This window comes from Pseudoglutamicibacter cumminsii (assembly GCF_016907775.1).
In the GTDB taxonomy this organism is placed as follows: domain Bacteria; phylum Actinomycetota; class Actinomycetes; order Actinomycetales; family Micrococcaceae; genus Pseudoglutamicibacter; species Pseudoglutamicibacter cumminsii.
Window position 1 is genome coordinate 1,607,876 of sequence record NZ_JAFBCO010000001.1, and the last position, 25,135, is coordinate 1,633,010.

A 25,135-nucleotide genomic window follows, 5' to 3' on the forward strand; every position below is an offset into this window, starting at 1 on the left:
TCGGGAACAAACGGGGGATGATCGTGGTTACGCTTAATGTCCGATCTTCTTTCGAACAGTTCGCGTGAAGGGACATGCTTGTGAAGGCGCGGCCCATCGCGTGAACGGTTTGCATGATTGAAGATACGCAATTCGCGACACTCAATTCGCAAGGAGAAGCGAGATTTCCATGAACCGACAGCCCACCCAAGTAAACGGAATCACCCGCTGGGCGGGCGTGGAAGACAATGCTGTGAAGAAGGCTGAAGTCGTTCGCCGACCTGTTGTGTTGCGACAGGAAATTGGCGAGGTTCTTCGTCAGATCCGTCAGCAACAGGGCCGTACTCTTCGCGAGGTATCGCACTTGGCGCGAGTTTCCCTCGGCTACTTGTCTGAGGTAGAGCGTGGCCAGAAGGAAGCATCGAGTGAGCTTCTGGCATCGATCGCAACGGCCCTTGAGGTTCCGCTCGCTGTTGTTCTGCGTGAAGTGACGCAGCGCATCGCCCTCATGGAGGGTCTGATTGACGGTAGCTCCGTCCCAGATACGATCCCTGCAGAGTTCTACGAACATGGCGGCGTGTCTGTTCCAGATTCTCTGCCTGAAGACTTCGGTACCGTAGCATCCGCCTAAAGGTGCTGTGATCTAACAAAACTTATATTGACGACTGAGGGCGGATTCCGTGTGGATCCGCCTTCAGTCGTTGTCTAGATGTCAGTCGTTTTCTAGCTGTATAGGGTTCTGGTCTGTATAGCTTTTCCCGCGCCGGGGTGCTAGCCGTTCCTTGTCGCTAGCCATTCCAAGGTGTGTCGCGTAACGGGAGGTCGCGGCCGAGCCATCGTGATTCTGAGACGTCCTTTGCGCGGCACAAAGCAAGCCACACAGTTTTTGGCTCGAAGCCCGCATCGAGAGCTTCAGATGCAGTGAGGCCGTCGCATTCGGTCAGCGCCATCGTGAGCATGAGGTGTTCGCCGGCGGCTTCGCCGAACTCTTCTGTGACCATCCGTTGGAAATCGCTCAAACGCATATCCGGATTTTCTCATGGCGCGGTGGCGGGTGTGTTCGTCGCGGTGCGGTGCGGGCTGATGGTCCTGGAGCGTGCGGGTGACAGGCGAAGATTTTGGGACACGCAAGCCATTATTCGAATGTGTGTTCGAAATCGGTTATTCTGGTTCACGGTATCCACAGACGTATTGCGGGCGGAAGTTATGCACAGTTTGGGTTGTTCCGGAGCAAACTGTCAGACCCCCGTCCTACGCTAAAAACAGTTACACAACGTATAACTAGCTTCCCAAGCAAACGCTTTGAGCTTCCCAAGCACACAGTTGGCTGGCGGATGGATTCGGCAGGCAACGTTATAGATCCGAGAGGACTAAAGATGGCAGCACAGGATCGTGAGAAGGCACTGAATCAGGCCCTCGCGCAGATTGACCGTCAGTTCGGCAAGGGTGCCGTGATGCGCCTTGGTGATGAAACTAAGGCGCCTATTGAGACGATCTCTACTAGCTCGATTGCGCTCGATGCGGCGTTGGGCATCGGTGGTTTGCCGCGTGGCCGCGTCGTTGAGATTTACGGCCCGGAATCCTCGGGTAAGACGACCGTTGCGCTTCACGCTGTGGCTAATGCACAGCGCAACGGCGGTATCGCGGCGTTCATCGACGCCGAGCACGCTCTGGATCCGGTGTACGCCGCCAAGATTGGTGTGGACACCGATGCGCTCTTGGTTGCACAGCCTGACACAGGTGAGCAGGCGCTCGAGATCATGGACATGCTCGTGTCTTCCGGCACGATCGATATCGTCGTGATCGACTCGGTAGCGGCACTCGTTCCGCGTGCGGAAATCGAAGGTGAGATGGGTGACTCTCACGTTGGTCTGCAGGCACGTTTGATGTCCCAGGCTTTACGTAAGATCACCGGTCGCCTCGCCCAGTCCAAGACGACCGCGATCTTCATTAACCAGCTACGTGAGAAGATCGGTGTCTTCTTCGGGTCTCCGGAAACCACGACGGGTGGTAAGGCTCTGAAGTTCTACGCTTCGGTCCGTGTTGATGTGCGCCGTATCGAGACCCTCAAGGACGGCGCCAACCCGGTGGGTAACCGTACCCGCGCTAAGATCGTCAAGAACAAGATGGCGCCTCCGTTCAAGCAGGCAGAGTTCGACATCCTTTACGGCGAAGGCATCTCGCGTGAGGGTGGTCTGATTGACATGGGTGTCGAGAACGGCCTGGTCAAGAAGTCTGGTGCTTGGTACACGTACGACGGCGATCAGCTCGGTCAGGGTAAGGAAAATGCGCGTCGCTTCCTGAAAGACAATCCGGACCTCGCCGATGAGCTTGAGCGTCAGATCCGCATCAAGCTGGGCATCGATGAAGACCCAGAAGCGGGTAACGAGAACGACGCCAACCTGCAGGCTGTCCCTGAAGCATGAGCCGCATCCCGGACACGTCCGGGAACCCAGGAGAGAATCCTGCCGGACTGAGTGACGAAAAGCTTGCCGAGCGCCAGCGCCTCCAAGACCTCTTGGGGCTGGTGCCGGCAAGCTCACTCAGCCAACCCTCAAGCGACAACGCGCCTGCGAAGCCCTCTGACGCGAAGAAAGCAGGGCGAGGCTCGAAACGCAAAACCAAACCGGCTTCGATCCAACAGCTGCAACGCCAACTCAAAACGCTTCGTGAACAACGTCGCGAACGCGAACACCAACCGCTCACAGGTGCCGCGGCGCCCGCATTCGGCCGAACACAGGGCGACGAAGATGAGAGCATCCGTACCGACCAAGCCAACAGTGCGGATGCCCTGAGCAACGCGGGTACCGACAGCGCTCCAGTTCAGGAATGGCTCAACACTGACGCCGAGGTTCCAGAGTGGATGCTCGGCGATCTCCCCGAAGACATCCTCGAACTCATCGAGGAAAGCGAGACCCGAGGGGGAACATCCATCGAACCGGGCAGCCGCCATGACAAAACGAAAGCGGCACCCCGCAACGCGGTATCTGGCAGCCCAGATGCCGCATCTGAGACTTCCGAACTGACGCCAGAACGAACGCCGGAACTAACTACAGAACAAGCCGAACGTCTGTGCCGCGAAACAGCGTTGAGGTTGCTTTCAACACGCGCCCGATCGCGGCACGAAATCGAAGAAAACCTGCGCGGAAAAGAACTCCCCGCCGAAGCCATCACCCACGTCATGGACCGATTCGAAGAAGTTGGACTCATCGACGATGAAGCCTTCGCGCAAGCGTGGGTCGAATCTCGGAACCGGTCGAAAGGCTACGCATCAGCACGCCTAGCTCAAGAGCTACGCCGTAAAGGCATCGCGGAAGAACACATCGCCGCGGCTCTCGAACAACTCGACGGAGACGAGCTCCGAGCCCAAGCAGAAAGCCTTGCACTCAAGCGCCTCGGCCACAACGACCTACCACCAGACCGCTACGGACCAGACCGCAAAGAACGCGAAAAAGTTATGCGTCGGATCGTGAGCCACCTACAGCGAAAAGGCTACGCACCCGGCGTCTGCATGGCGGCAACCCGCTCCGCGATGGAACGCCACGACAACGGCGAACGCGGCTAACCAAACCAGCTATCGCGCTGATCTAACCGATCACGCGGCGCATAAATCCGGTGGAACGCTTCCGCAAAGCCTCAACCCGCTGAGAACTAAACAACTCAGGGTCAAGTGCACCCTCCATCGGGGTCGGCAGACGCCGCGCATACTCGGAGCACCGGAAATCCTCGTGGATCAACGTCGCAACCGAATTACCAGAACGCCCAGAGTCCCCAGCGCGACGAGCCGAAAACATTCGAACCCCAGCCAACTCACTCACATCACGGCACAAAGCGCACACGCCATGCACGCCAGGAGTATGCGTCGGACGCAAAACAGCGCCACGCAAAACCCCATCCACCTCAAGCACAAGATAAGCACGCGTGCGGTCCTTCTGATCCCGCCAACCCAAAAACTCCATCGTCTCCCAGTGATACTCAGCCAAAGGAAACGGCGGGACAGCCGCAGCCGCCTCGCGACGCGTCGCATTCACAAAACAACCAGCCAACGCATCAACACTCACAGCCTGCATAAGCGCTCCTCCTCACAACAGCCCACAATCCCCGATCGACAATCCCCACAGTCCAACATCCCTAGAGTCCAACATTCCCGCAGGCACCGACTCACCATGTTACGTGCCCCTCTCGCTAGACTAGACGGGTGACTTCAACGCCTATGACTGCTTCAAACCCAGCAACCGAACCCCAGACCAACGGTGCGGAGGCGACCGCGCGCACCTACCAGGTCAACACGTTCGGGTGCCAGATGAACGTCCACGACTCCGAACGGATCGCCGGCCTGCTTGAAACCGCAGGCATGATCCCAGTCGACGCCGACGCCAACGAAGGCGAGGCCGACGTCGTCGTGTTCAACACGTGCGCAGTGCGTGAAAACGCAGACAATAAGCTTTACGGTCACCTCGGCATGCTCAAAGCAGCCAAAGACGAAAACCCTAACCTGCAGATCGCCGTCGGTGGTTGCCTCGCGCAGAAAGACCGCGACACCATCGTCAAACGTGCCCCGTGGGTCGACGTTGTCTTCGGAACCCACAACGTAGGGTCCCTTCCGGTGCTCCTTGACCGTGCACGCCACAACAAGGAAGCACAGGTTGAAATCCTCGAAGCGCTCGAGGTGTTCCCATCCACGTTGCCCGCTAAGCGTGAATCACACTCCGCGGGCTGGGTTTCCATCTCCGTTGGTTGCAACAACACGTGCACGTTCTGCATCGTGCCCTCGCTACGCGGGAAAGAAAAAGACCGCCGCCCAGGCGAGATCCTCGCCGAAGTGCAAGCACTCGTCGACGACGGCGCGATCGAAGTGACCCTGCTCGGGCAGAACGTGAACTCCTACGGCGTCGAATTCGGCGACCGCCAAGCATTCTCCAAGCTGCTGCGCGCTTGCGGCGAGATCGAAGGTCTCGAACGCGTCCGCTTCACCTCGCCGCACCCAGCGATGTTCACCGACGACGTGATCGAGGCGATGGCTGAAACCCCGAACGTCATGCCGCAGCTGCACATGCCGCTGCAGTCCGGCTCGGACAAGGTCCTGAAGGCCATGCGCCGTTCATACCGTTCCAAGAAGTTCCTCGGGATCCTCGAGAAGGTTCGTGAGCGTATGCCGCACGCTGCGATCACGACCGACATCATCGTCGGCTTCCCGGGTGAAACCGAGGAAGACTTCCAAGAAACCATGCGTGTGGTTGAAGAAGCCCGCTTCCACCAGGCCTTCACATTCCAGTATTCGCCACGGCCAGGAACCCCGGCCGCAGAATACGAAAACCAGGTTCCTAAGGACGTTGTGCAGGAACGTTTCGAACGTCTCGTCGCGCTCCAAGACCGTATCTCCGCCGAGGAAAACCAGAAGCTACTCGGAACCACGGTTGAGCTCATCGTCGCTGACTCGAAGGGCCGCAAAGCTGAAGAAACCGGCCGGCTCGCGGGCCGCGCTCAAGACCAGCGTCTCGTGCATTTCTCCGTTCCGGAGGGTGCGGAAACCCCACGTCCGGGCGATGCCGTAACCGTACCGATCACACACGCCGGTTCCTTCCACTTGCTGTCAGACCCGAGCATCGAACAGTACAGCCTGCGCCGCACCCGCTCCGGAGACGCGTGGGAACGCGCACAAGCTGACTCGTGCTCGCCAGGTGGCGGCACAAGCGGTAAGGGCGTTTCGCTTGGTATGCCGAGCCTGCGTCCAGAAGCCTAGACGCCCAACCATGTCGCGCCCTGTCATCGCGGTGGTTGGCCCCACCGGAACCGGTAAATCTGAGCTCGCGCTCGAGCTATGCCACATGCTCGATGGTGAAGTAGTCAACACTGATGCGTTGCAGTTCTACCGTGGCATGGACATCGGCACCGCCAAGCTTCCTGTAGCAGAGCGGCAGGGGATCGAACACCACCTGCTCGACATCATGGACGTAGCCGAGGAAGCTTCGGTTGCGGTGTTCCAAGAGCAAGCCCGCGATGCGATCGCTCAGATCCAGGCGCGCGGGAAAACCGCTGTGCTCGTGGGAGGGTCGGGCCTGTATGTGCGCGCGGTCCTGGACGAGATCGAGTTTCCGCCCACTGACCCGCAGGTCCGGGCTGAGATCGAAGAATGGGCGGCCGGACGCACCATCGAGGAAGTCCGCGAAAGCTTGCGCGACGTTGACCCCGAGAGCGCCGCGAAGATCAACGACCTGCGCCGCATGATCCGCGCGCTCGAAGTGCACCGCATCAGCGGCCGCACCTTCACGTCCTACATGCCGCAACGTATATATCACCAGCCCACGTTTCAGGTGGGGCTCGACCTCGATCCGGCCATCCTCAACGAGGCCCTCCTACGCCGGGTTCACCGCATGTACCATGCCGGCCTGCTCGACGAGGTCCGCGGTCTCATCCCGCGCGGCCTGCGGGAAGGACGGACCGCATCGGCAGCTATTGGATATAAGCAAGCGCTAGCGGTACTCGACGGCGAGATGAGCCAAGACGAAGCGATCGAAAGCACCCACATCGCTACACGACAGTTCGCCAAGCGGCAGAGGACGTGGTTCCGCGCTGATCCGCGGGTCACACATTACGATGCGGGGGCCGGCACGCGCGAGGTCGCCCGCGCTTTCGTTGCAGAAGCATTCCCTGACGCTCGGTAGGCTGGAACTATGTTCGATTCGCTTCCGAATGACGTTCCTGCCAGGCTTTCCGGCGCGAGTTTCGCCCGCGTCACCTCTGGCGCTGTCCCGTTTCTGATCAGCTCGGAGTTGGCCTTGAACGAGTCGGAAGCGCAGTGGTTGTGCGATGACTCCGCCGGCATCGGTGCGGCAGGTGTGCTAACTGTGTCCGAGCAGGGGAACGGCAGCTGGAAGTGCGTGCTGGTTGGGGCATCAGGTGCGCCTGTTTCTGAGCTGGAACCCGATGCGGCGCTCGCTGTGGCTGCCTACCTCGATGGCGCCGGGCAACTGGCTAGCAACGGTTCGCAGCTTGAATTCGGATCGGGTGAGCAGTACACGGTGGCCCGTTCGCGGGCCAACTATAAGGTCGCTGGGGTGCGGTGGTCGTTCGCGTTCCCGCAACAAGCGGAAGCCGAAGCGAGCGACGGTACGGTCCATGCGGAGGGCCTACCCGTGCCCCGGCCGTGCCTGACGATGACCGTTGGCGCGCCGGTGTCTGTGGTTGCGCTCGCCGATGTGTCCGAGCTTGAGGGGCTACGTTTGGACGGTCACGGTCTGCAGCTGGATTCTGAGGTGCTCGAGCGTTCGTCGACGAGCTTTGTGGTTCCGCATGATCCGCTGGTCGATGGCGGTATCGCCGCGGTGTCGATGCGTTTCCACCACGCGCCGGATGACCGGGCGGGTGGCTCGGGTTACTCGGCGGGGCAAAGGCTGTCGCGCGAATACGGATCGAGCGCCGCCGCGGCAGTCGCCGGTTCGCTCGCGTTCCAGTACTGGGCGGGAGCGGGTCGTGACCTCGCGGAAGGCTGGGCTGTAAGCCAGCCAGCAGCGCTCGTGGGGGTCCGGCTTGAGCCGGGATCCGCATCGAACGCTTCCGGAACGGCGCAAGTGACGGGGCCAGCCCGGGTCATCGCCAATATCCAGCTGAGCTAGCCCCGTGAAGGTAAGTTAGCCCCGTACAGCTGAGTTAGCGATCGAATGAGCGGCTCATTCGGGGCGGGCCACGCGCAGGATGCGGAACTCTTTCTTGCGGGCGTAGCGGTCAACCGTCCAGTCGGCTGGCAGATTTGCGGCGAGCCACTTCTGCAGGGAATCGGAGCCGAGGTTTTTCTGAACCACAAGATATGCCTCGCCGCCAGGGTTGAGGCGCGGAAGCCACGTCATCAGGATCTCGTGGAGCACCTGCTTGCCTACCCGGATGGGCGGATTCGACCAGATCAGATCGAAACCGACATCGGCCGGCACATCTTCAGGGGAACACACCGTGACGTTCTGAGCGCCCGCATCGGACGCGTTAAGCCGGGCGAGATCCATCGCGCGCTCATTGACGTCCACGCCCCACACGTCCGCTTTCGGTGCGCGCAAGGCCAAGGTGAGCGCGATAGGACCCCATCCGCAGCCGATATCGAGCATCGTCCCGCGGGCCGGCGGGGTAGGCGCTTCATCCAGCAGAATCTGGGTTCCCTTATCCACGCCGGCGGGGCTGAAGATGCCTGCCGCGGTGTGGACGTCAAGCTCACGGTCTGCAAGTGAAACAGTGATGCGCTTGCGGGCTTCGGGGGTCACCGGTTCCGCTGTGAAGTAATGCTCGGCCATGAAACACAAGCCTATCTGAACCGCGGGACTGGGCTTGGGCTCGCTGAGGGATTCGATGTTCACAGGCGCCAGAGTGCCCGAGGGTCGTCCACATGCGGCGAGCGACCCTCGCTGAGGCGTAGCAGCGGCTTAGAATGGTAGGGAACCCGCGAGTGCGGGAGATACGACGTCAGGAGACCATGACCGACCACGGCAGCAACACCCCCGATACCCCTTCGGAGAAAAGCTCAACAGAACACGACCGCGAGATCCAAGCGACGATCGAAAGGATCCTCGCCGCCGATCGTGAGCGTGAGCGGCTCGCTGGCCGCGGGGGTAGCTCCGCAGATACAACAGGCTCCGCAGATTCTGTAGCGGCAGAAGGTGTAGAAGTAGGGGCAGAAGGCTCAGATGCGGCCGATGCGGTGGATCCGGACGCGCAGGCTAGCGGGCGTGGGCAGCGGGGATCGTTCTTGCGCTTCGGTCAGGCTGAAGCCCTTGACGTGGGGCAGACCGAGCATTCCCGCTTCGATGGTCTGCAACAAGACCTTGAGGAGCGCCGCGCGACCCGCCGTGTGCAAGGTCTCTCGACCGAGCTTGAAGATATTTCTGAGGTCGAATACCGCCAGCTGCGGCTCGAACGAGTCGTCCTGGCGGGCCTATGGTCTGACGGCACTGCCGAGCAGGCGGAGAACTCGTTGCGTGAGCTTGCCGCGCTCGCCGAAACCGCGGGCTCGGAAGTGTTGGACGGTGTGATCCAGCGCCGCGTGAAACCGGACCCAGGAACGTACTTCGGTTCGGGTAAAGCAACCGAGCTGCGTGACATCGTGAACGAAGTTGGCGCGGACACCGTGATTGTCGACAGTGAGCTCGCACCGTCCCAGCGTCGTGGTCTCGAAGACGTCATCAAGGTCAAGGTCATTGACCGGACCGCGTTGATCCTGGATATCTTCGCTCAGCACGCTAAATCCCGCGAAGGTAAAGCCCAGGTTGAGCTCGCACAGCTCGAATATCTCTTGCCGCGTCTTCGCGGTTGGGGTGAGTCGATGTCGCGTCAGGCTGGTGGTCAGGTTGCTGGTGGTGCCGGTATCGGTTCGCGTGGTCCCGGTGAAACGAAGATTGAGCTCGACCGTCGCCGCATTCGCAACCGGATGGCTAAGCTACGCCGCGAAATCAAAGGCATGAAGCCCGCTCGCGAAGCCAAGCGAGCCAACCGTAAGCGTCACTCGGTGCCTTCTGTGGCCATCGTCGGCTACACCAACGCAGGCAAGTCCTCGCTGCTCAATAGGCTCACGGACGCCGGGGTGCTTGTGGAGAACGCGCTGTTCGCCACGCTGGACCCAACCGTGCGTTCTACGGAAACCCCTGACGGCATCGGCTATACGCTCACCGACACGGTCGGTTTCGTGCGCAACCTGCCGACCCACCTCGTTGAGGCGTTCCGCTCCACACTCGAAGAGGCCGCGGACGCTGATGTGCTGCTCCACGTGGTGGACGCGTCCCACCCGGATCCGATGTCGCAGATCCAAGCGGTGCACGAGGTTCTCGCGGATGTTGAAGCGGACGGCCCCGAGATCATCGTGCTCAACAAGGCGGACCTGGCCGATACGCACACGCTGGCTCAGTTGCGCCGCAACTACCCTGAGCACGTTGTGGTTTCTGCTCGCACAGGCCAGGGGATCGAGGAGCTTAAGGAAGCGATCTCACGGGCGATCCCGCGCCCGCACACGGAGGTCCGCGCGCTGATCCCGTACACCGAAGGTGACCTCGTGGCGCGTCTGCACGGCCACGACGCCGAACTGCTTGAACTTGAGCACGTCGAAGACGGTACGCGGATCCACGCTCTGGTTCGCCCGGATCTTGCTGATTTGCTCGCTCCATACGCTGAAGCGGACGGTGCGGAAGACGGAACGGATAAGGGAGCGGAAGCCGGTGCGGACGCATGAGTCCAGACACGCCGGAACCCGCTGCCGCATCGGAATCAGCAACCGGATCAGCTGACCCAGCGGTTCAGGAGGTTGAGCGCTTGCTGACCACCGCCGTCGACAAGATGGGTGGCCAGCGTCGCGACGGCCAGCACGAGATGGCACACGCGGTAGCGCACGCGCTCTCGTCTGGGAGGCACCTGTTGGTACAGGCTGGGACGGGTACGGGTAAGTCTCTGGCGTATCTGGTTCCCGCGATCACGCACGCGATCGATGCGGAGAAACCCGTTGTGGTTGCGACGGCGACGTTGGCACTGCAGTCCCAGGTCGTGGGACGTGACGTTCCGCGTTTATTGAAGGCTTTGGAAGATGAGCTTCCGCGGCCGGTTGATGTCACTCTGCTCAAGGGGCGGAACAATTACGCGTGCAAATACAAGCTCGCCGGCGGGTACCCGGAGGATGACGATGCGGGCTCGCTTTTCGATGCGTCCTTGACTGCTGCTGCAACTGATGGGGGCGCGGTTGACGATGGCCCGACCTCGCCCTTGGGTCAAGAGATCATGCGGATCCGTAAGTGGGCTGAGGAGAGCGAAACAGGGGACCGGGATGAGCTGGTCCCGTCGGTTTCGGATAAGGCGTGGCGTCAGGTTTCGGTGTCTTCGCTTGAATGCTTGGGCACACAGCATTGCCCGATGGCGGAGGAATGCTTCACTGAGCGTGCCCGCGGGTTGGCGGCTGAATCCGACGTTGTGGTGACGAACCATGCGATGCTCGCTTTTTCTGCGTTCGAGCAGCTACCGGTTTTGCCGGATTTCGATGTTGTGATCGTTGATGAGGCTCACGAACTTCAGGACCGGGTCACCAACACGTATACGCGCCCGCTGACGCACACTGCGATCACGCACGCCGCGCAGGGTGCTAAGAAGCATTTGAAGGTCGCATCAAAGGCGTTATCCGATGCGGCGAAGGAGTTCGAGAAATCGGTCACGAACATCCCGACAGGGCTTCAGCCGCGCGGTTTGACGGAGGCTCAGCGTGCGGCCGTGACGCAGGTTTTCGAGTCCGCGAAAGTTGTGATGTCGGATTCGAAGCGCGAGGCGGGCGATGCCGCTCCGGACGGTGGCTGGCAATCCGCGCGTTCTGCGGTGGCTCAGATTGTTGAACTGTGTGAGCGCTTGTTGAGTGCCGGCAAGGGAGAAGAGGTTGTGTGGGCGTCTCGGCCAGGCAGCTTCGAGCCGGGGCGTGGCTATGTTGTTCCGGATGATTCGGAGCCGGCTTCGCTGATGGTGGCTCCTTTGTCTGTTGCGATGCAGATGCGGGATGGCCTGTTTGAGGACCGGACTGTTGTGCTGACCTCGGCGACGCTCGCGGTGGGTGAGGCTTTTGAGCCGGTTGCTGGTGGGCTCGGGCTGATGGGGCCGGAGGCTCCTGAATGGGATTCGGTCGATGTCGGTTCGCCTTTCGAGTACGAGAAGCAGGGCGTCCTGTATGTGGCTCAGCACCTCCCGCCGCCGGGGCGCGGGGTCTCTGAAGAGGTCATTGATGAGCTCGTCGATTTGATCAAGGCCTCCGGTGGTGCGGCTTTGGCGCTGTTTTCCTCCCGCCGGGCTACAGAGGATGCGGCCGCTGCGTGCCGTGAGCGTCTTGATGTGCCTATCTTGGTGCAGGGTGAGGCGTCGATGATGGAGCTGGTGCGTGAGTTTTCCGCTGATGAGCAGACGTGCCTGTTTGGGACGATGACTCTGTGGCAGGGTGTGGATGTTCCGGGGCGTCATTGCCGCTTGGTAGTGATTGACCGGATCCCGTTCCCACGCCCTGATGATCCTTTGATGACGGCCCGGACGCGTGATGTGAATGAGCATGGCGGGAACGGGTTCATGTCGGTTTCCGCGCATCATGCGGCGATCCGTTTGGCTCAGGGAGTGGGCCGGTTGATTCGTTCTACTGAGGATAGGGGAGTGGCCGCGATTTTGGATTCGCGGATGGCTACCCGCCGTTACGGGGCGTATCTACGTAATGCTTTGCCGCCGTTGTGGACCACTACCGACCGGAATACGGTTCTTGGTGCTTTGGGCCGCTTGCGCGAGGCCAATAAGTAGGTCAAGCGACCGCTGACGCGGAGTCCTAAAACGAACGGCGTCTAGAGCGAACAGTATCCAGTGTGAGCGGAATCTCGAGTGAACGATATCTAAAGTGAACGCAGTACGGATACGACGCGCCCCATGATCTGAGCGTGGTCGCCCAGGATCGGTTCGTATTGGGAGTTCTGAGGTAGCAACCACGTGTGGCCGTCGCGCTGACGGAACGTCTTCACAGTGGCTTCATCATCGAGAAGTGCCGCAACGATTTCGCCGTTCTGAGCGGTGTTCTGGCGGCGCACGACAACCCAGTCACCATCGCAGATCGCTGCATCGATCATCGAATCACCAGAGACTTTGAGCATGAAGAGCTCGCCGTGCCCCACAAGTTGGCGCGGCAACGTCATGACGTCCTCGACCTGCTGATCGGCAAGAATCGGGCCACCCGCGGCGATGCGACCCACAAGCGGGATTGGGGCCGAATCTTCGTCGCCCTGAGCAAAATCGAGCGTCGCGGCGGTAGATGTTGCTGGTGCCTTTGCGCGTGCCGAACCCTGCGCAATCGAGGTCACTGGCGCGAGGCCAGGGGTGCCTTCAGAGGAGGCGTCTGCAGCGGCCGAGGAAACAGGCGCAGAGCTTTCCAACGTCGGGTCGGATGGATGGAGAACTTCGAGTGCGCGAGGCAACTTAGGGTCACGGCGGATCCAGCCGAGCTTAGTCAGTTGCTGCAACTGATGCGTTACAGAGGAGAGCGACTTCAACCCGACCGCATCGCCGATCTCACGCATCGTTGGCGGGTAGCCCTGCACATTCAGGAACGATTCGATGCACTCCAAAACGGAACGCTGACGAGCGGTGAGCGGCTTCGAGGGGCGCGCCGACTGTGTGTCCGGTGACGGTGTCTCGGTGCTCATTCGTTTCCCATCCTTGTCAGGTCTCCATGCTTGATAGCTCGGCGTCGTCAGTCGTCGTCAGCTACATGCCGATGTTCGAATGTATGGCTTTCACCTAGATGCGGTTTGAGCCGATTCAGTTTCAAACTGTCAGGGGGTCGTTCTTCACTGTAAACACAGGCCACATCGGTAGTTACACCCTATACGGCTTTTGAACATATTCAAAGATATGTACGAAGTTTCTTGAGCGTGTTCGAAGATGTGTGCTAGAAATATATCGAAGAGATATTCGAATAAATGTTCTGTTCGAAATCGGAAGGAATGACCATGCTGAACTCGTCTGAGCGCACTATCAACCCGGTTGCTGGTAACGCGTCCTCTGTGGACGTTGCCGAACCAGGTACGAATGACAGCTCCGCAGGTGTTCGCTTGACCCAACGTGGGCGTTTCTTGTTTTTCGGTTTGCCGACGGTCGCGCTGATTGTTGGCATCTTCCTGATGCTCTCGGCACTGCTCCAGCCGGCGCAAGCAACGACGGGTGAGCCGGTCACCGCACAAGGCGATCGCCTGGTTGAGGTCACCGTTGCGCAGGGGGATACCTTGTGGGGCCTCGCGGAACACTACGCCCCTGAGCGTGATGCGCGAGATACGGTAGCGCTGATCCACAAGCACAACTCGTTTGACGGAGCGCTTGTCCCTGGCCAGAAGGTCGTCGTTCCCGTTAGCTACTAATCAAGCGCTGGCGTGAGCGTCAAGTCGCGGTGTGAGTGGATGAATCTACCCTGATGAGGCATGACTGCTGCTGGGGTGGTGTTCCGTCGCAACAGGGCGACCCTAATTCGAAACGCCGCTCAGCCGATCTCTAGACTTGAACCATGTCTCAGGATGCTTTGCAACGGCTCAACCAGCTCCCATTGAGGGAGAACCTTCGCGGGCTCTCACCATATGGCGCCCCTCAGATTGACGTTCCAGTCCAACTGAATGTCAACGAAAACACGCACCCGTTGCCACAAGAAGTGATCGACGAGATCACCACGTCAGTGCAGGCCGCCGCGCGCACGCTGAACCGCTACCCAGACCGAGAATTCACGCAGCTACGGACCGCGCTCGCTGAGTACCTCGGACGCGGACTCACCGCAGACAACCTGTGGGCGGCCAACGGATCCAACGAAGTCCTCCAGCAGATCCTGCAAGCCTTCGGCGGGCCTGGCCGCACCCTCCTGAGCTTCCCTCCGACCTACTCGATGTACCCGCTCCTGGCGTCTGGAACGGACACGACCTATATCGCAGGTCACCGAGCAGACGACTACAGCCTCACCGCAGAATCTGCAGCGGAACAAGTTCGCGCGCACAAGCCGAACATCGTCTTCTTGTGCTCGCCCAACAACCCCACCGGAACCGGCCTCGACCTAGATGTAGTCAAAGCCGTCTACGAAGCCGGCGAAGAATCGCAAACCATCGTTGTCGTCGATGAGGCCTACGCCGAATTCGCCCACGACCCGAACTCGACCGCAATCACCCTGCTTAAAGGCCGCCAACGGTTGATCATTTCCCGCACCATGTCTAAAGCCTTCGGGCTAGCAGGCACACGGCTCGGCTACCTCGCCGCCGCACCAGAAGTGTCCGACGCGCTACGCCTCGTCCGGCTCCCGTACCACCTCTCCGCAGTAACCCAAGCGACTGCGCTCGCGGCACTCAAACACACGGACGCGCTCCTAGCCAACGTCGAAGCGATCAAGGAACAACGCGACCGCATCGTCAACGAACTCAAAGACATGGGACTCACCCCAACACTGTCTGACTCGAACTTCGTAACCTTCGGCGACTTCGAAGACCCCAACGACGTCTTCGAATACCTCCTGGCCGGCGGAGTCATCATCCGCAACAACGGCCTGCCAGGAAAGCTTCGCGTCACCGCAGGAACGGAAGAAGAAACCACACAGTTCCTCACGTTGATGCGCCAATACATGGAACGCCCTCAGTAATGACACGCTAAGCACTAGCGCTAAGCAGGGCAGCTCCTAGCCGAACCTCCAGCCGAGTCCCTGCAACCCATCTCACATAACCGTTGCCCCTCATAGAATGAGGGCAGAACACTCCAACGCCGACGCCCCGCGCGTCTGGCGCAATACATGAAGAAAGCGAGCACCATGAGCGCCAAGCTGATCGGTACCCGTGAAGCAACCATGGAGCGGATCACCTCCGAGTCCACGGTCAACGTCACCATCAAACTCGACGGAACTGGCATAGCGGACATCTCAACAACAGTCCCGTTCTATGACCATATGCTGACGTCGCTCGCCCGTCACTCGCTCATGGACATCACGATCAAGGCGCACGGTGACACCGACATCGACGTCCACCACACCGTCGAAGACACCGCCATCACACTCGGCGAAGTCTTCAAAACCGCACTCGGGGACAAGCGCGGCATCACCCGCTTCGGCCAAGCCACCATCCCACTCGACGAAGCCCTGGCGCGCTGCATCGTCGACCTCTCCGGCCGTCCATACGTCGTTCACGAAGGTGAACCCGAGGGTCAGCAGTACCACCTCATCGGCGGACACTTCACGGGATCCATGACCCGCCACGTCTTCGAATCCTTCGCCTACCACGCAGGCATCTGCCTCCACATCGACGTTCTGCGCGGTCGCGACCCGCACCACATCGTCGAATGCCAATTCAAGGCACTCGCACGCGCACTGCGCCAAGCCATCGAACCAGACGAGCGCATGGGCGACATCATTCCGTCCACCAAGGGAGCACTATGACCCAGGGCCGTAGGCCACACATCGCCGTCGTCGACCACGGGGCAGGTAACGTTCGCTCAGTCCTGCGCGCATTCGAACACGTCGGCGCCGACGTCTCACTCACCGCAGACGGGGAAGAACTCAAAGCAGCCGACGGTGTGGTTCTGCCCGGCGTCGGAGCGTTCGCGAGTGTCATGCAGGCGCTCAAGAAGGGTTCGCTGCTACGCCACCTCGGGTACCGGATCGCAGGCGGAAAACCCGTCCTCGGGATCTGCGTAGGCCATCAGGTGCTGTTCACCGAAAGCACCGAAGGCGGCACCACTACCGCGGGCCTGGACGAATGGCCGGGTGTTGTTGAGCGCCTCAAAGCTGACGTCGTACCGCACATGGGGTGGAACAGTGTCACCCCACCGGAAGACACGCAGCTCTTCCGCGGCATTGAAGATGAGCGTTTCTATTTTGTCCACTCCTATGCCGTTCAGAGCTGGGACTTCGATGTCGTGCAGCCCCTCATGAAGCCGCCGATGGTCACGTGGTCGGAGCACGGAAGCCCGTTCATCGCGGCGGTCGAGAACGGTCCGCTCAGCTCGGTTCAGTTCCATCCCGAGAAATCGGGGGACGCCGGTGCCCAGTTGATCAAGAACTGGATGGAGACGCTCTGATGCCCTCACCGATTGTGTTGATGATTTTGGGTGGCCTGTTGGTTGGTGGAACGTATTCGCTCGCGCAGCAAGGCGTCAAACGCGTGTGGGTCATCGTGTGCGGTGCGCTCGCGGTCATGTTCTTGATCGCGGCGTGGGCTGTTGCGCAGAAGGGCCCGGACGTGGATGAGCGAGGCAACGACGCGACCGTCACGGGCGGTCAGGTGACACACGTGCTCACCGAGGTGCCGCATCGTGCGTCCATCGCCGGCCGGTAGCGTCGAACCATGCCGCATCTATTCGTGAAATTCGCCTCTTGAACTTTTGAGAAAGATCCATGACTGAGCACAAAGCAACTGAGAATAAAGAACTTGTCTTGTTCCCTGCGGTCGATATCGTCAACGGTCAGGCCGTTCGCCTGACCCAGGGCGAAGCCGGTACCGAAACTGATCACGGCGACCCGTTCGAAGCGGCTTTGCGGTGGCAAGAGGCCGGTGCGGAATGGATTCACGTTGTTGACCTCGACGCGGCCTTCTCGCGCGGCGACAACCGTCCAGTGCTCAAGCGGATCGCAAACGAGCTGGACCTCAAAGTTGAGCTCTCCGGCGGCATCCGTGACGATGAATCGCTAGACCGCGCACTCGAATGGGGCGCGGCCCGCGTCAACATCGGCACAGCGGCACTTGAGAACCCAGAATGGACCGCTAAAGCCATCGAACGAGTAGGCGACGCGATCGCAGTAGGCCTCGATGTTCGCGGAACCACGCTCTCGGGCCACGGCTGGACCAAGGACGGCGGCGACCTCTGGGACGTCCTCGCGCGCCTCGATGACGCCGGATGCGCCCGTTACGTTGTCACGGACGTAACCCGCGACGGAACCATGACCGGACCTAACACCGAACTTCTTGCCGAAATCGCGAAGCACACCGACAAGCCACTCATCGCCTCCGGCGGCATGTCCACGCTCGACGATCTGCGCGCGCTCCGCGAGATGGTCGGCTCGGGTGTTGAAGGCGCGATCATCGGCCGAGCACTCTACAACGGCGCATTCACACTCGAAGATGCGCTCGCCGTCGCACGCGGCCAGAAGTAAGGCCAGAAGTAAGGCCAGAAGTAAACAGAGGTAAGAACTATATGGGCAGACACTCCGCTTCTGAAAACCCGGCCAACAACAGCCCGGCTGACAACAACAACCGGGCTGACAACAGCAACCCCGCCAACAGCAACCCTGCACCGGGTTCGAAGGCGTTGCCGGCCCACATCCAGCAGGCTTTGCTTGCGGGAGCTGGCGGCACATCGGACACTGCGGGGCAGTCGTGGGAAGGCCGTGACCTATCCGGCGAGGGTAATCCGCTTCACCAGTTCGATGGCGATGACGGCCTACCGAACGAGGCGCTGCAGGAAGCCCTTGATGCTTTGAAAGCCGGCTATGGCCCCGAGGACGATGTGGTTGAGGCTTTGGCTGATGCGCGCGTGTTCGTTCCGATTGTGCCTCAGACTGGCCACACGGAGATCGGTGAGCATGGTCATCTGGTGGAGAAGGAAGCGGACATGGCGCTGGTTATGATCGCGGCTCCAGACGGCCGGACGGCTTTGCCTGTGTTTTCCTCGGTGGATCGCCTGACTCACTGGCATCCGGAGGCCCGGCCTGTTGCGGTGTATGCGCCCCGTGCCGCGTTGTCGGCGGTGGATGAGGGCGCGCAGCTCTTGGTTTTGGATCCTGGCGCGAACGTCACGTTCGTGGTGCGTCGCCCGGCTGTGTGGGCTTTGGCCCAGCAGAGGGTGTGGTTGCCGAGCTACCGCGACGATTCGCTCGCGGAACCTCTGCAACAAGCGGTTTCTGATATCGATGGCGTGGGCGCGTTGATCTTGGGTCCAGCGGACGGGATTGCGTCGCGGGCGGCCGACGGCACGGTGATGCGGGGTGGTGGCCACGGGCCTGAGTTGGCTGTGACTGTAGTGGTGAATAACACGGTTACAGATCAGGATGTCTCGCGTATAGTTTCTGAGGTTCGCACTGCTCTTGAAGGTGCTCAAGAGGTGCAGGAGAAAGCTGATTCGTTGACCATTAGGGTCGCTCAAGGGGGGTAACGCATGACCCAAGCGGGTGTTGGAGAGCCGAACGGTGTTTTCCAGCGTTATGCACGGGTTCTGAAGCGCCCGCATGTGCCAACTCTTTTGTTGGTGGGTATTTTTGGTCGCTTGCCGCATTCCTCGGCCGCGATTTTGTTGACGTTGCATGTCCGTAATTCGTTGGAGATGGACTTCGCAGCGGCCGGCCTGGTTACGGCGATGCTCACTATCGGTATCGCGATCGGTTCCCCGTGGCGTGGCCGGGTCGTGGATATCAAGGGTGTCCGTAGGGCTGTTCTGCCGTCGATTGTGATTGAGGCAGGCGCATTCGGTGCCGCTCCTTTTGTGAGCTTCGAGGTGCTGCTGGTCCTCATGTTTTTGGCTGGCGTTTTCTCGCTACCGGTTTTCACGGTGGTGCGTCAGTCGATGGGTGTTTTGGTGCGTGGCCCCGATCGCACCACGGCGTTCGCTCTGGATTCGGTGACCACCGAGCTCGTGTTTGTGATTGCGCCGGGCGGCGTCAGTGTTTTGGCCACGGCCATTTCGACGACGGTCTCGTTGCTGTTGGTAGGCGCGCTCGTGGTGTTTGCCGGCGTGATTTTGATGATCACGAACCCGCCGACGCGTTCTTCGCAGTTGCCGTCCGCTCCGCGTGAGGCAGTTGACGACCTAGCGGCCCCGTCACACCCTCGGGATGCGCCGTCGGTTGCCGCGGTGACTGGCGCTATCCCAGTGGTTCCGCTTCCTCAACCTCAGCCTCGTCAGCGCCGACTCATGCCGTGGCTGAGCATTTCGGCGGCCGCGATGATGGTCATGGCGCTGGGCGCGGGCATGGCGCTTTCGGGTACTGAGGTCGCGGTGGTTGGCTTCAATGAGACCTTGGGCGGCGGCGGTGACACGCTGTGGATCATGTACGGCCTGTGGTGCTTTGGTTCGTTGATTGGCGGGCTCGTGTATGGCGCGTTGTCCCGTAAGTTCGATCCGTTCGCGATCATCATCGTTCTGGGTCTCACGCTACTTCCGGTCGCATTTTCCAAGACGTTGGCATTGATGTCGATCACGCTCTTCGTATCTGGCTTCTTCGTTGCGCCGTTGCTGACTGCGGCCTCGGAGCGTCTGACGGAGACTGTTCCGGAGCGTAACCGTGGCCAGGCGATGGGCTTGTATGGCTCGGCGATGACGGCAGGCACGGCAGCGGGGACACCGCTGGTGGGCATCATGCTGGATGTTGGTGGCCCGACTCTCGCGATTTCTGCGTTGGCTGGTGTCGCGGTGGCGACGGGTGCCGCTGCGATGGTTTTGCGGCAGATTCGCCGCCGCAAGCGCGCGGCCCTGAACAAGTAACGGCGCAGCAAATAACGGCGCAGCAAATAACTTAAACAACGACGTGGGGTGAGCTTCCGTTGGGAAGCCCACCCCACGTCGTTGGTAGTGGTGTTCGCGTTGCCGCGTTTGTGTGTTAGCTGACTGGGCCGGTCCACTTTTCGCCTGGACCCTGTCCTGGCTTGTCTGGGATCAGCGAGGCTTCGCGGAAGGCGAGCTGGAGGGAACGGAGGCCGTCGCGGATTGGTGCGGCGTGCTGCGATCCGATCTCTGGGGCGCCGGCGGTCACGAGCCCTGCAAGTGCCGTGATGAGTTTGCGGGCCTCGTCGAGGTCTTTGAGCTCTTCGGCGTCGGGACCGTCAGCGAGGCCGACCTTGACTGCGGCTGCGGACATGAGGTGTACCGCGGTGGTCGTGATGACTTCCACGGCTGGAACTTCTGCGATGTCGCGGAGTTCTTGCTGGGCTTCTGCGTACTCGGAGTCCGAGAAGCTATGCACATGCTGATTCGAATTCTGATCGCTCATAATGCTAAGCTTGTCATAGACCGTCCTGCTTGTTGATGGTTTGTGCCTAAATGTGGCGATGATCGCGATGATCATTGAGGTCGGATCGCAGAGATCGGATCGTTTGCATTGGTTGCATGAATCGTTGCTATGCGGATGCGTTCCCCGGGCGAATAAGAGTTCGGTGTACGTGTTCGGCTTGAGAGCAGGAATTCAAAGCGGAGGCATCCCACCCGCGATCGCCTGAGGGCGGCCGGGTCAGGTCTAGCGAAACACGCAACACTGTATAGGTGTGCACTGTGCAAGTATGCGCAGCGCAGTAGCTTGCTGCGGATGTGTGTCTCGCTGGTATCTGGAGCCCCCGTGTTTGAACTCGGGGGCTTTTTTAGTAGGTCTTCGAGAACGTCGACCACACCATCGTATGAAGGAGCACTAACATCAGCGACCCACGCATCAACGATCGAATCCGCGTCCCAGAGGTGCGGTTGGTCGGACCTAACGGTGAACAGGTTGGGATTGTCCGCATCGAGGACGCCCTGCGCCTGGCGGTTGAAGCAGACCTCGACTTGGTTGAGGTTGCGCCTAACGCACGTCCGCCTGTGTGCAAGCTGATGGACTTCGGCAAGTACAAGTACGAAGCCGCGGTCAAGGCTCGCGAAGCTCGCAAGAAGCAGACGAACGCGTCCCTCAAGGAGGTTCGCTTCCGTCTGAAGATTGACACTCACGACTACGAGACGAAGGTGCGTAACGCGCATCGTTTCTTGTCTGCGGGTGACAAGGTCAAGGCGATGATTCAGTTCCGCGGCCGCGAGCAGCAGCGTCCTGAGTTCGGTGTGAAGTTGCTTCAGCAGTTCGCTGAGGACGTGGCCGATGTGGGTGTGATTGAGTCGCAGCCGCGCCAGGATGGTCGAAACATGGTCATGGTCGTTGGCCCTCTCAAGAGCAAGGCTGAAAGCCGTAAGGCTCAGCCTGAGAAGGCACCGCGCCGCCAGCGCCGCCAGCAGCGTCTGGATACGTCGGCCCCGCAGGATGCTTCCGGGCAGACGATTGCGGCATCGGCTCCTGAAGCGATGCGTCGCATGGCGCAGGCATCAAAGGACCAGGACACTGAGGACTAAGGTTTAGCGGCAACGCCAAACCAGTCCACACATATCAATAGTTTTTCTCCTCCAACCCATTTGCGGGCGAGTTCCAGTCGAGGATGTTCGGCAGGTGGGGGAGGAGCCCAGCGGGCGCCCGCCACACATTGTGTGCGGGTAGCTGCACCCGGTGACCTAGGGGTCATTCGGGAAGACGTACAAGGAGAAGGCTCTCATGCCGAAGTTCAAGACCCACTCTGGGGCTAAGAAGCGTTTCAAGCTCACCGGTTCTGGCAAGATCCGCCGTCAGCGTGCAAACCGCCGCCACTACCTCGAGCACAAGTCCTCGCGTTTGACTCGTCGCCTCAAGGGCGATGTGGTTGTGGCTAAGGCTGATCAGCGCACCATCCGCCGCATGCTGGGCCTCTAAACCCACGCTGGCGTGTTCGTGCGCTAACGCGCACACATACTTGAGACCTTCAAAACTTTTCTAACTGCGCCGCCAGTGTGACCGGCAGAGTGCAGTTAGACCCCACATGTTAGGAGACACACGTGGCACGTGTGAAGCGGGCAGTTAACGCCCAGAAGAAGCGTCGCGTCGTTCTGGAACGCGCATCTGGTTACCGCGGTCAGCGTTCGCGCCTCTACCGCAAGGCCAAGGAGCAGCTGCTCCACTCGTTCGTATACAACTACAACGACCGTCGTAAGCGTAAGGGTGACTTCCGTCGCCTCTGGATCCAGCGCATCAACGCTGCGGCTCGCGCCAACGGCATGACCTACAACCGTTTCATGCAGGGCCTCAAGCTCGCTGGCGTTGAGGTTGACCGCCGCATGCTTGCTGAGCTCGCTGTATCTGACGCTCACGCATTCTCGGTTCTGGTTGAGACCGCTAAGAAGGCTCTGCCAGCTGACGTGAACGCACCGCGCGCGTAAGTGAAGCTATAACGTCGCTGAGCCGCCGTGATGGCTGGGCGACGTGTCGCTCGGGGTTCCGACTCGCAAGGGTCGGAACCCCCAGCGGTTTAAGGCCCCAGCCGTTTAATGCGTGCGAACTAGCTGCGTTGCCGCAAGATGGGAAGATGAGTTCTGTGGAGATCATGGATAACCCGCGTGCAGACCGCGTCCGTGCTGCCGCGCACCTAGCGAAAGCTGCTGGCCGTAAAAAGGCAGGCGAGTTCCTTGTTGAGGGTCCGCAGGCCGTGCGGGAAGCGGTGAGTGAGCATCGCACTCAGCGCGGTTTTGTGCGTGAGGTGTTCATCACCGAAGACCGGATGGAGCGGGAACCTGAGCTCGCCGAGGTCGCCGATGCGCGGGTGAACGTCGTGACGGATCGCGTCCTGGCGGCGATCGCCGATACGCAGTCCCCGCAGGGCGTGGTGGCGCGGTGCCGTATCCCGCACACGACGCTCAAGCAGGCGGTCACTCCCAAGACGCGCCTTGTAGCGGTTTTGGGGCGGGTCCAGGATCCAGGCAATGCTGGCACCATCATCCGTGCCGCTGATGCCGCAGGTGCCGATGCGGTGGTTGCGCTCAAGGGAAGTGTGGATGTTTTCTCGCCCAAGGTGGTCCGCTCCACGGTGGGTTCGCTGTTCCACGTTCCGGTGGTCACGGGTGTAGAGCTCGATGGGCTGACGGAGCACATGACACGCTGCGGGATCGTTCTGCTGGCAGCCGACGGCGGCGGCGACCATGACTTGACGGTTCTTGAGGACGATGCGGCAGCTCGCCGGCACGGCGTGACCGTCAAGGGGTCGATGAAGCGGCCATCGCTCGCTACCGCGACCGCATGGCTTTTCGGCAACGAAGGCCAGGGGATTTCGGATGAAGAGCGCGCCGCATCGTTCGCTACTGTTTCGATTCCTTTGTATGGACAAGCGGAGTCGTTGAATGTTTCGACGGCGGCGACGCTGTGCCTGTATGCTTCTGCGCGCGCCCAGCGTAGCTAAGGCAGGCATGGTTGTCTTGACGAAGCTAGGGCAGGAGAAGTTGTGAACGGGCAGACTGATGCGACAATTCCGGGCCAGGTAGTGGGGCTCGCGATCGTGGACGATCTTGTGAATGCTCAGCAGGTGCTCGCGGCGCAGCGCGCGTATCCGGAATCGCTACGAGGCCTATGGGAGTTCCCAGGCGGCAAGGTTCGCGAAGGCGAGAATCCACTGGAAGCGCTTGAGCGCGAGATTTCCGAGGAGCTCGGGTATGTGTTCAGGGCCGGCCAGGAAATCGTTCCGCCGGCAGGTAAACCCGGATGGCCTTTGGATAACGGCATGACGATGCGGGTCTGGACGGGGGTGCTGATCGGCGCCGATGGGGTCGGTTCCGATGGGGCTGTGCTGAAGCCTGCCGACATCAATTCGGGCACGCAACCTGAAGGGGCGGACCACCTCGAAATCCGGTGGCTAACACTGGACCAGAACACCGAAGAAGCTGTCGAATGGATCCCCTCGGACAAGCCGATCGTCCGTGCTCTCGTAGAAGCTACGGGCAACATGCCGACATTCTGCTGACACGGCATTTTTCGAACACGTGTGTCTTACAGGCAGGGTCTCTCCAGCGCATGGGGTGAGGGGTGGGCGTGAAAGCCCACCCCAGACGAAGCGACACCGAGGGCATCCGCGGCAACCGCATCGTCGGAGCTTCCCATGCTCACACCAGTATTAGAACATATATTCGAATGAGTGTCACTTCGGTGTTAAATTTGTGGGGAGCACCTGAGTTCGCGCAACGTTCTTTCTATAAACACGGTGGCACCAATTAGGCTATATATGGCCCTCTTCACTAAGAGGCTCGGCCGTCGACTGAAGTAGGAGATTATGAAGTTCACCAAACCTGTCCGAGCAATAACCGCGGCTCTATTCGCCGGCGCTCTCGCGTTGACTGGTTGCTCTGCTGGGGGTGATGGCGCTCCGAACTCGGATCCGAAAGTGAACAAATTTACCTACGATGTAGAGCTCGACGCCGACGGCCGGACCCCGGAAAAGCTCGACGCTAACGTCGAGGTGCAGCTTGAGCTGAAGAAAGAAACGCTCAAGGAGATGCGTGAGGCATCTGGTGACGACAAGCTTTCGGCTAAGGAATCGATGGAAGGCCAGAAGAAGCTTCTGGCTCAGCAGTTCGGCATCAGCGAAGACAAAATGAAGGTCACCGCGAAATCTGAGCAGGTGGCGTCGTTCAAGGCTAGGGATCTCACCGAGCAGGAGCTCGAAGCGGTGACCTCGATCAAGGCTGGCTATACCGAAGACGGCACCTACATTGCGCAGGCCGCGTTGATGCTCGTTGCAGGCAACCCACAGCAAGAGGTAGAAGCAGAGCTGAACCTGACTCTGCCAGCTGTGATCACTGAGGCGAATGTTGGCGGCCAGATTAACGGCAACACCGTTACCTGGACCAAAGGGAACCTCGAAGAAGCTGTCAAAGCGAACGACGTCCCGGAGGTTCTGATCGCTGAAACCCGTGTTGCAAGCACGGTTGATCAGACGCCGATTTGGCTCTCCGCAGTGATCTTTGTGCTCGGTGTGATCGCGGCTGGTCTCATGGTCGCGCTGGCGGTGGTCCCAGGTAAGAAGAACACACCTGAGCAGAACACTCCAGATGCCGATGCCGCCGAGGGGAACGCGTAAGCGTCGCCGGATCT

Annotated in this window: 27 protein-coding genes; 22 read left to right on the forward strand and 5 right to left on the reverse strand. The window is 60.4% G+C overall.

The annotated features are described in order from the left end of the window. Positions 1-169: 169 nt before the first annotated feature. Positions 170-610: a helix-turn-helix domain-containing protein gene (locus JOD50_RS07270; RefSeq protein WP_204880988.1), complete on the forward strand. Its 441-nt coding sequence runs from the start codon at positions 170-172 to the stop codon at positions 608-610. A 157-nt stretch (positions 611-767) separates the two neighbouring features. Here the strand turns inward: JOD50_RS07270 and JOD50_RS07275 are convergent, their stop codons facing one another. Beyond that, positions 768-1,004: a DUF3046 domain-containing protein gene (locus JOD50_RS07275; protein ID WP_204880989.1), complete on the reverse strand. Its 237-nt coding sequence runs from the start codon at positions 1,002-1,004 to the stop codon at positions 768-770. A 351-nt stretch (positions 1,005-1,355) separates the two neighbouring features. On the opposite strand from JOD50_RS07275, the gene recA reads away from it, so the two are divergent. Then, the gene (gene recA / locus JOD50_RS07280; RefSeq protein WP_204880990.1) at positions 1,356-2,405 is read left to right on the forward strand and encodes a recombinase RecA; all 1,050 of its coding nucleotides are present in this window, start codon (positions 1,356-1,358) and stop codon (positions 2,403-2,405) included. Next, positions 2,402-3,544 carry a regulatory protein RecX gene (locus JOD50_RS07285; RefSeq protein WP_204880991.1) on the forward strand — a complete coding sequence of 381 codons (1,143 nt, stop codon included), beginning with the start codon at positions 2,402-2,404 and terminating at the stop codon, positions 3,542-3,544. The genes recA and JOD50_RS07285 overlap by 4 nt, the downstream gene beginning before the upstream one ends. A gap of 22 nt (positions 3,545-3,566) precedes the next feature. Here JOD50_RS07285 and JOD50_RS07290 read toward each other — a convergent pair whose 3' ends face one another. Then, on the reverse strand, positions 3,567-4,049 hold the full coding sequence (locus JOD50_RS07290; RefSeq protein WP_204880992.1) for an FBP domain-containing protein: 483 nt from the start codon (positions 4,047-4,049) through the stop codon (positions 3,567-3,569). A gap of 143 nt (positions 4,050-4,192) precedes the next feature. On the opposite strand from JOD50_RS07290, the gene miaB reads away from it, so the two are divergent. From miaB to JOD50_RS07305, 3 genes are read left to right on the forward strand one after another with little or no spacing between them, the layout of a single operon-like run. Further along, positions 4,193-5,722 (forward strand): tRNA (N6-isopentenyl adenosine(37)-C2)-methylthiotransferase MiaB, encoded by a 1,530-nt coding sequence (gene miaB, locus JOD50_RS07295; RefSeq protein WP_204881596.1) that lies wholly within the window; start codon positions 4,193-4,195, stop codon positions 5,720-5,722. A 10-nt stretch (positions 5,723-5,732) separates the two neighbouring features. After that, positions 5,733-6,644, forward strand: coding sequence for a tRNA (adenosine(37)-N6)-dimethylallyltransferase MiaA (gene miaA / locus JOD50_RS07300; RefSeq protein ID WP_204880993.1), 912 nt, complete (start codon positions 5,733-5,735; stop codon positions 6,642-6,644). 9 nt (positions 6,645-6,653) lie between these two features. Further along, entirely contained in the window at positions 6,654-7,595 is a 942-nt protein-coding gene (locus JOD50_RS07305; RefSeq protein WP_204880994.1) for a hypothetical protein, read from the forward strand. Between the two features lie 54 nt (positions 7,596-7,649). On the opposite strand, the gene JOD50_RS07310 is transcribed toward JOD50_RS07305, so the two are convergent. Continuing rightward, positions 7,650-8,258, reverse strand: coding sequence for a class I SAM-dependent methyltransferase (locus JOD50_RS07310; protein ID WP_204880995.1), 609 nt, complete (start codon positions 8,256-8,258; stop codon positions 7,650-7,652). A gap of 179 nt (positions 8,259-8,437) precedes the next feature. On the opposite strand from JOD50_RS07310, the gene hflX reads away from it, so the two are divergent. Further along, positions 8,438-10,183, forward strand: coding sequence for a GTPase HflX (gene hflX / locus JOD50_RS07315; RefSeq protein WP_204880996.1), 1,746 nt, complete (start codon positions 8,438-8,440; stop codon positions 10,181-10,183). Further along, entirely contained in the window at positions 10,180-12,261 is a 2,082-nt protein-coding gene (locus JOD50_RS07320) for an ATP-dependent DNA helicase (protein WP_204880997.1), read from the forward strand. Before hflX ends, JOD50_RS07320 begins: the two co-directional genes overlap by 4 nt. 89 nt (positions 12,262-12,350) lie before the next feature. Here the strand turns inward: JOD50_RS07320 and lexA are convergent, their stop codons facing one another. Then, on the reverse strand, positions 12,351-13,154 hold the full coding sequence (gene lexA, locus JOD50_RS07325) for a transcriptional repressor LexA (protein ID WP_204880998.1): 804 nt from the start codon (positions 13,152-13,154) through the stop codon (positions 12,351-12,353). Positions 13,155-13,460: 306 nt separating this feature from the next. Here lexA and JOD50_RS07330 point away from each other — a divergent pair, with 306 nt between their 5' ends. From JOD50_RS07330 to JOD50_RS07365, 8 genes are all read left to right on the forward strand, one after another. Then, a complete protein-coding gene (locus JOD50_RS07330) occupies positions 13,461-13,865 on the forward strand; it encodes a LysM peptidoglycan-binding domain-containing protein (protein WP_204880999.1) in 405 nt (134 codons plus the stop codon). Positions 13,866-14,008: 143 nt separating this feature from the next. Continuing rightward, entirely contained in the window at positions 14,009-15,118 is a 1,110-nt protein-coding gene (locus JOD50_RS07335) for a histidinol-phosphate transaminase (RefSeq protein WP_204881000.1), read from the forward strand. Positions 15,119-15,283: 165 nt separating this feature from the next. Then, a complete protein-coding gene (gene hisB / locus JOD50_RS07340; protein ID WP_204881597.1) occupies positions 15,284-15,904 on the forward strand; it encodes an imidazoleglycerol-phosphate dehydratase HisB in 621 nt (206 codons plus the stop codon). Continuing rightward, a complete protein-coding gene (hisH, locus tag JOD50_RS07345; protein WP_204881001.1) occupies positions 15,901-16,545 on the forward strand; it encodes an imidazole glycerol phosphate synthase subunit HisH in 645 nt (214 codons plus the stop codon). The genes hisB and hisH overlap by 4 nt, the downstream gene beginning before the upstream one ends. Next, the gene (locus JOD50_RS07350) at positions 16,545-16,802 is read left to right on the forward strand and encodes a hypothetical protein (RefSeq protein WP_204881002.1); all 258 of its coding nucleotides are present in this window, start codon (positions 16,545-16,547) and stop codon (positions 16,800-16,802) included. The genes hisH and JOD50_RS07350 overlap by 1 nt, the downstream gene beginning before the upstream one ends. Positions 16,803-16,861: 59 nt before the next feature. Beyond that, positions 16,862-17,617, forward strand: a complete 756-nt coding sequence (gene priA / locus JOD50_RS07355; protein WP_204881003.1) for a bifunctional 1-(5-phosphoribosyl)-5-((5-phosphoribosylamino)methylideneamino)imidazole-4-carboxamide isomerase/phosphoribosylanthranilate isomerase PriA — start codon at positions 16,862-16,864, stop codon at positions 17,615-17,617. Between the two features lie 41 nt (positions 17,618-17,658). Continuing rightward, complete coding sequence (locus tag JOD50_RS07360; RefSeq protein ID WP_204881004.1) at positions 17,659-18,615, forward strand: SseB family protein; 957 nt, start codon at positions 17,659-17,661, stop codon at positions 18,613-18,615. 3 nt (positions 18,616-18,618) lie between these two features. Continuing rightward, the gene (locus JOD50_RS07365) at positions 18,619-19,941 is read left to right on the forward strand and encodes an MFS transporter (RefSeq protein WP_204881005.1); all 1,323 of its coding nucleotides are present in this window, start codon (positions 18,619-18,621) and stop codon (positions 19,939-19,941) included. A 115-nt stretch (positions 19,942-20,056) separates the two neighbouring features. Here the strand turns inward: JOD50_RS07365 and JOD50_RS07370 are convergent, their stop codons facing one another. Then, a complete protein-coding gene (locus JOD50_RS07370; protein ID WP_204881006.1) occupies positions 20,057-20,446 on the reverse strand; it encodes a DUF1844 domain-containing protein in 390 nt (129 codons plus the stop codon). A 458-nt stretch (positions 20,447-20,904) separates the two neighbouring features. Between JOD50_RS07370 and infC the strand changes: the two genes are divergently transcribed. The 6 genes from infC (at position 20,905) to JOD50_RS07400 (ending at position 25,121) form a co-directional block, all read left to right on the forward strand. Next, a complete protein-coding gene (infC, locus tag JOD50_RS07375; RefSeq protein WP_338052066.1) occupies positions 20,905-21,543 on the forward strand; it encodes a translation initiation factor IF-3 in 639 nt (212 codons plus the stop codon). A gap of 196 nt (positions 21,544-21,739) precedes the next feature. Continuing rightward, on the forward strand, positions 21,740-21,934 hold the full coding sequence (gene rpmI, locus JOD50_RS07380) for a 50S ribosomal protein L35 (RefSeq protein ID WP_035757002.1): 195 nt from the start codon (positions 21,740-21,742) through the stop codon (positions 21,932-21,934). Between the two features lie 122 nt (positions 21,935-22,056). Next, a complete protein-coding gene (gene rplT / locus JOD50_RS07385) occupies positions 22,057-22,437 on the forward strand; it encodes a 50S ribosomal protein L20 (protein WP_109304286.1) in 381 nt (126 codons plus the stop codon). Positions 22,438-22,583: 146 nt separating this feature from the next. Next, entirely contained in the window at positions 22,584-23,450 is an 867-nt protein-coding gene (locus tag JOD50_RS07390) for a TrmH family RNA methyltransferase (RefSeq protein ID WP_204881007.1), read from the forward strand. A gap of 42 nt (positions 23,451-23,492) precedes the next feature. Next, on the forward strand, positions 23,493-24,008 hold the full coding sequence (locus tag JOD50_RS07395; RefSeq protein ID WP_338052067.1) for an NUDIX domain-containing protein: 516 nt from the start codon (positions 23,493-23,495) through the stop codon (positions 24,006-24,008). A gap of 306 nt (positions 24,009-24,314) precedes the next feature. After that, positions 24,315-25,121, forward strand: a complete 807-nt coding sequence (locus JOD50_RS07400) for a hypothetical protein (RefSeq protein ID WP_204881008.1) — start codon at positions 24,315-24,317, stop codon at positions 25,119-25,121. The last annotated feature ends 14 nt before the right edge of the window (positions 25,122-25,135 follow it).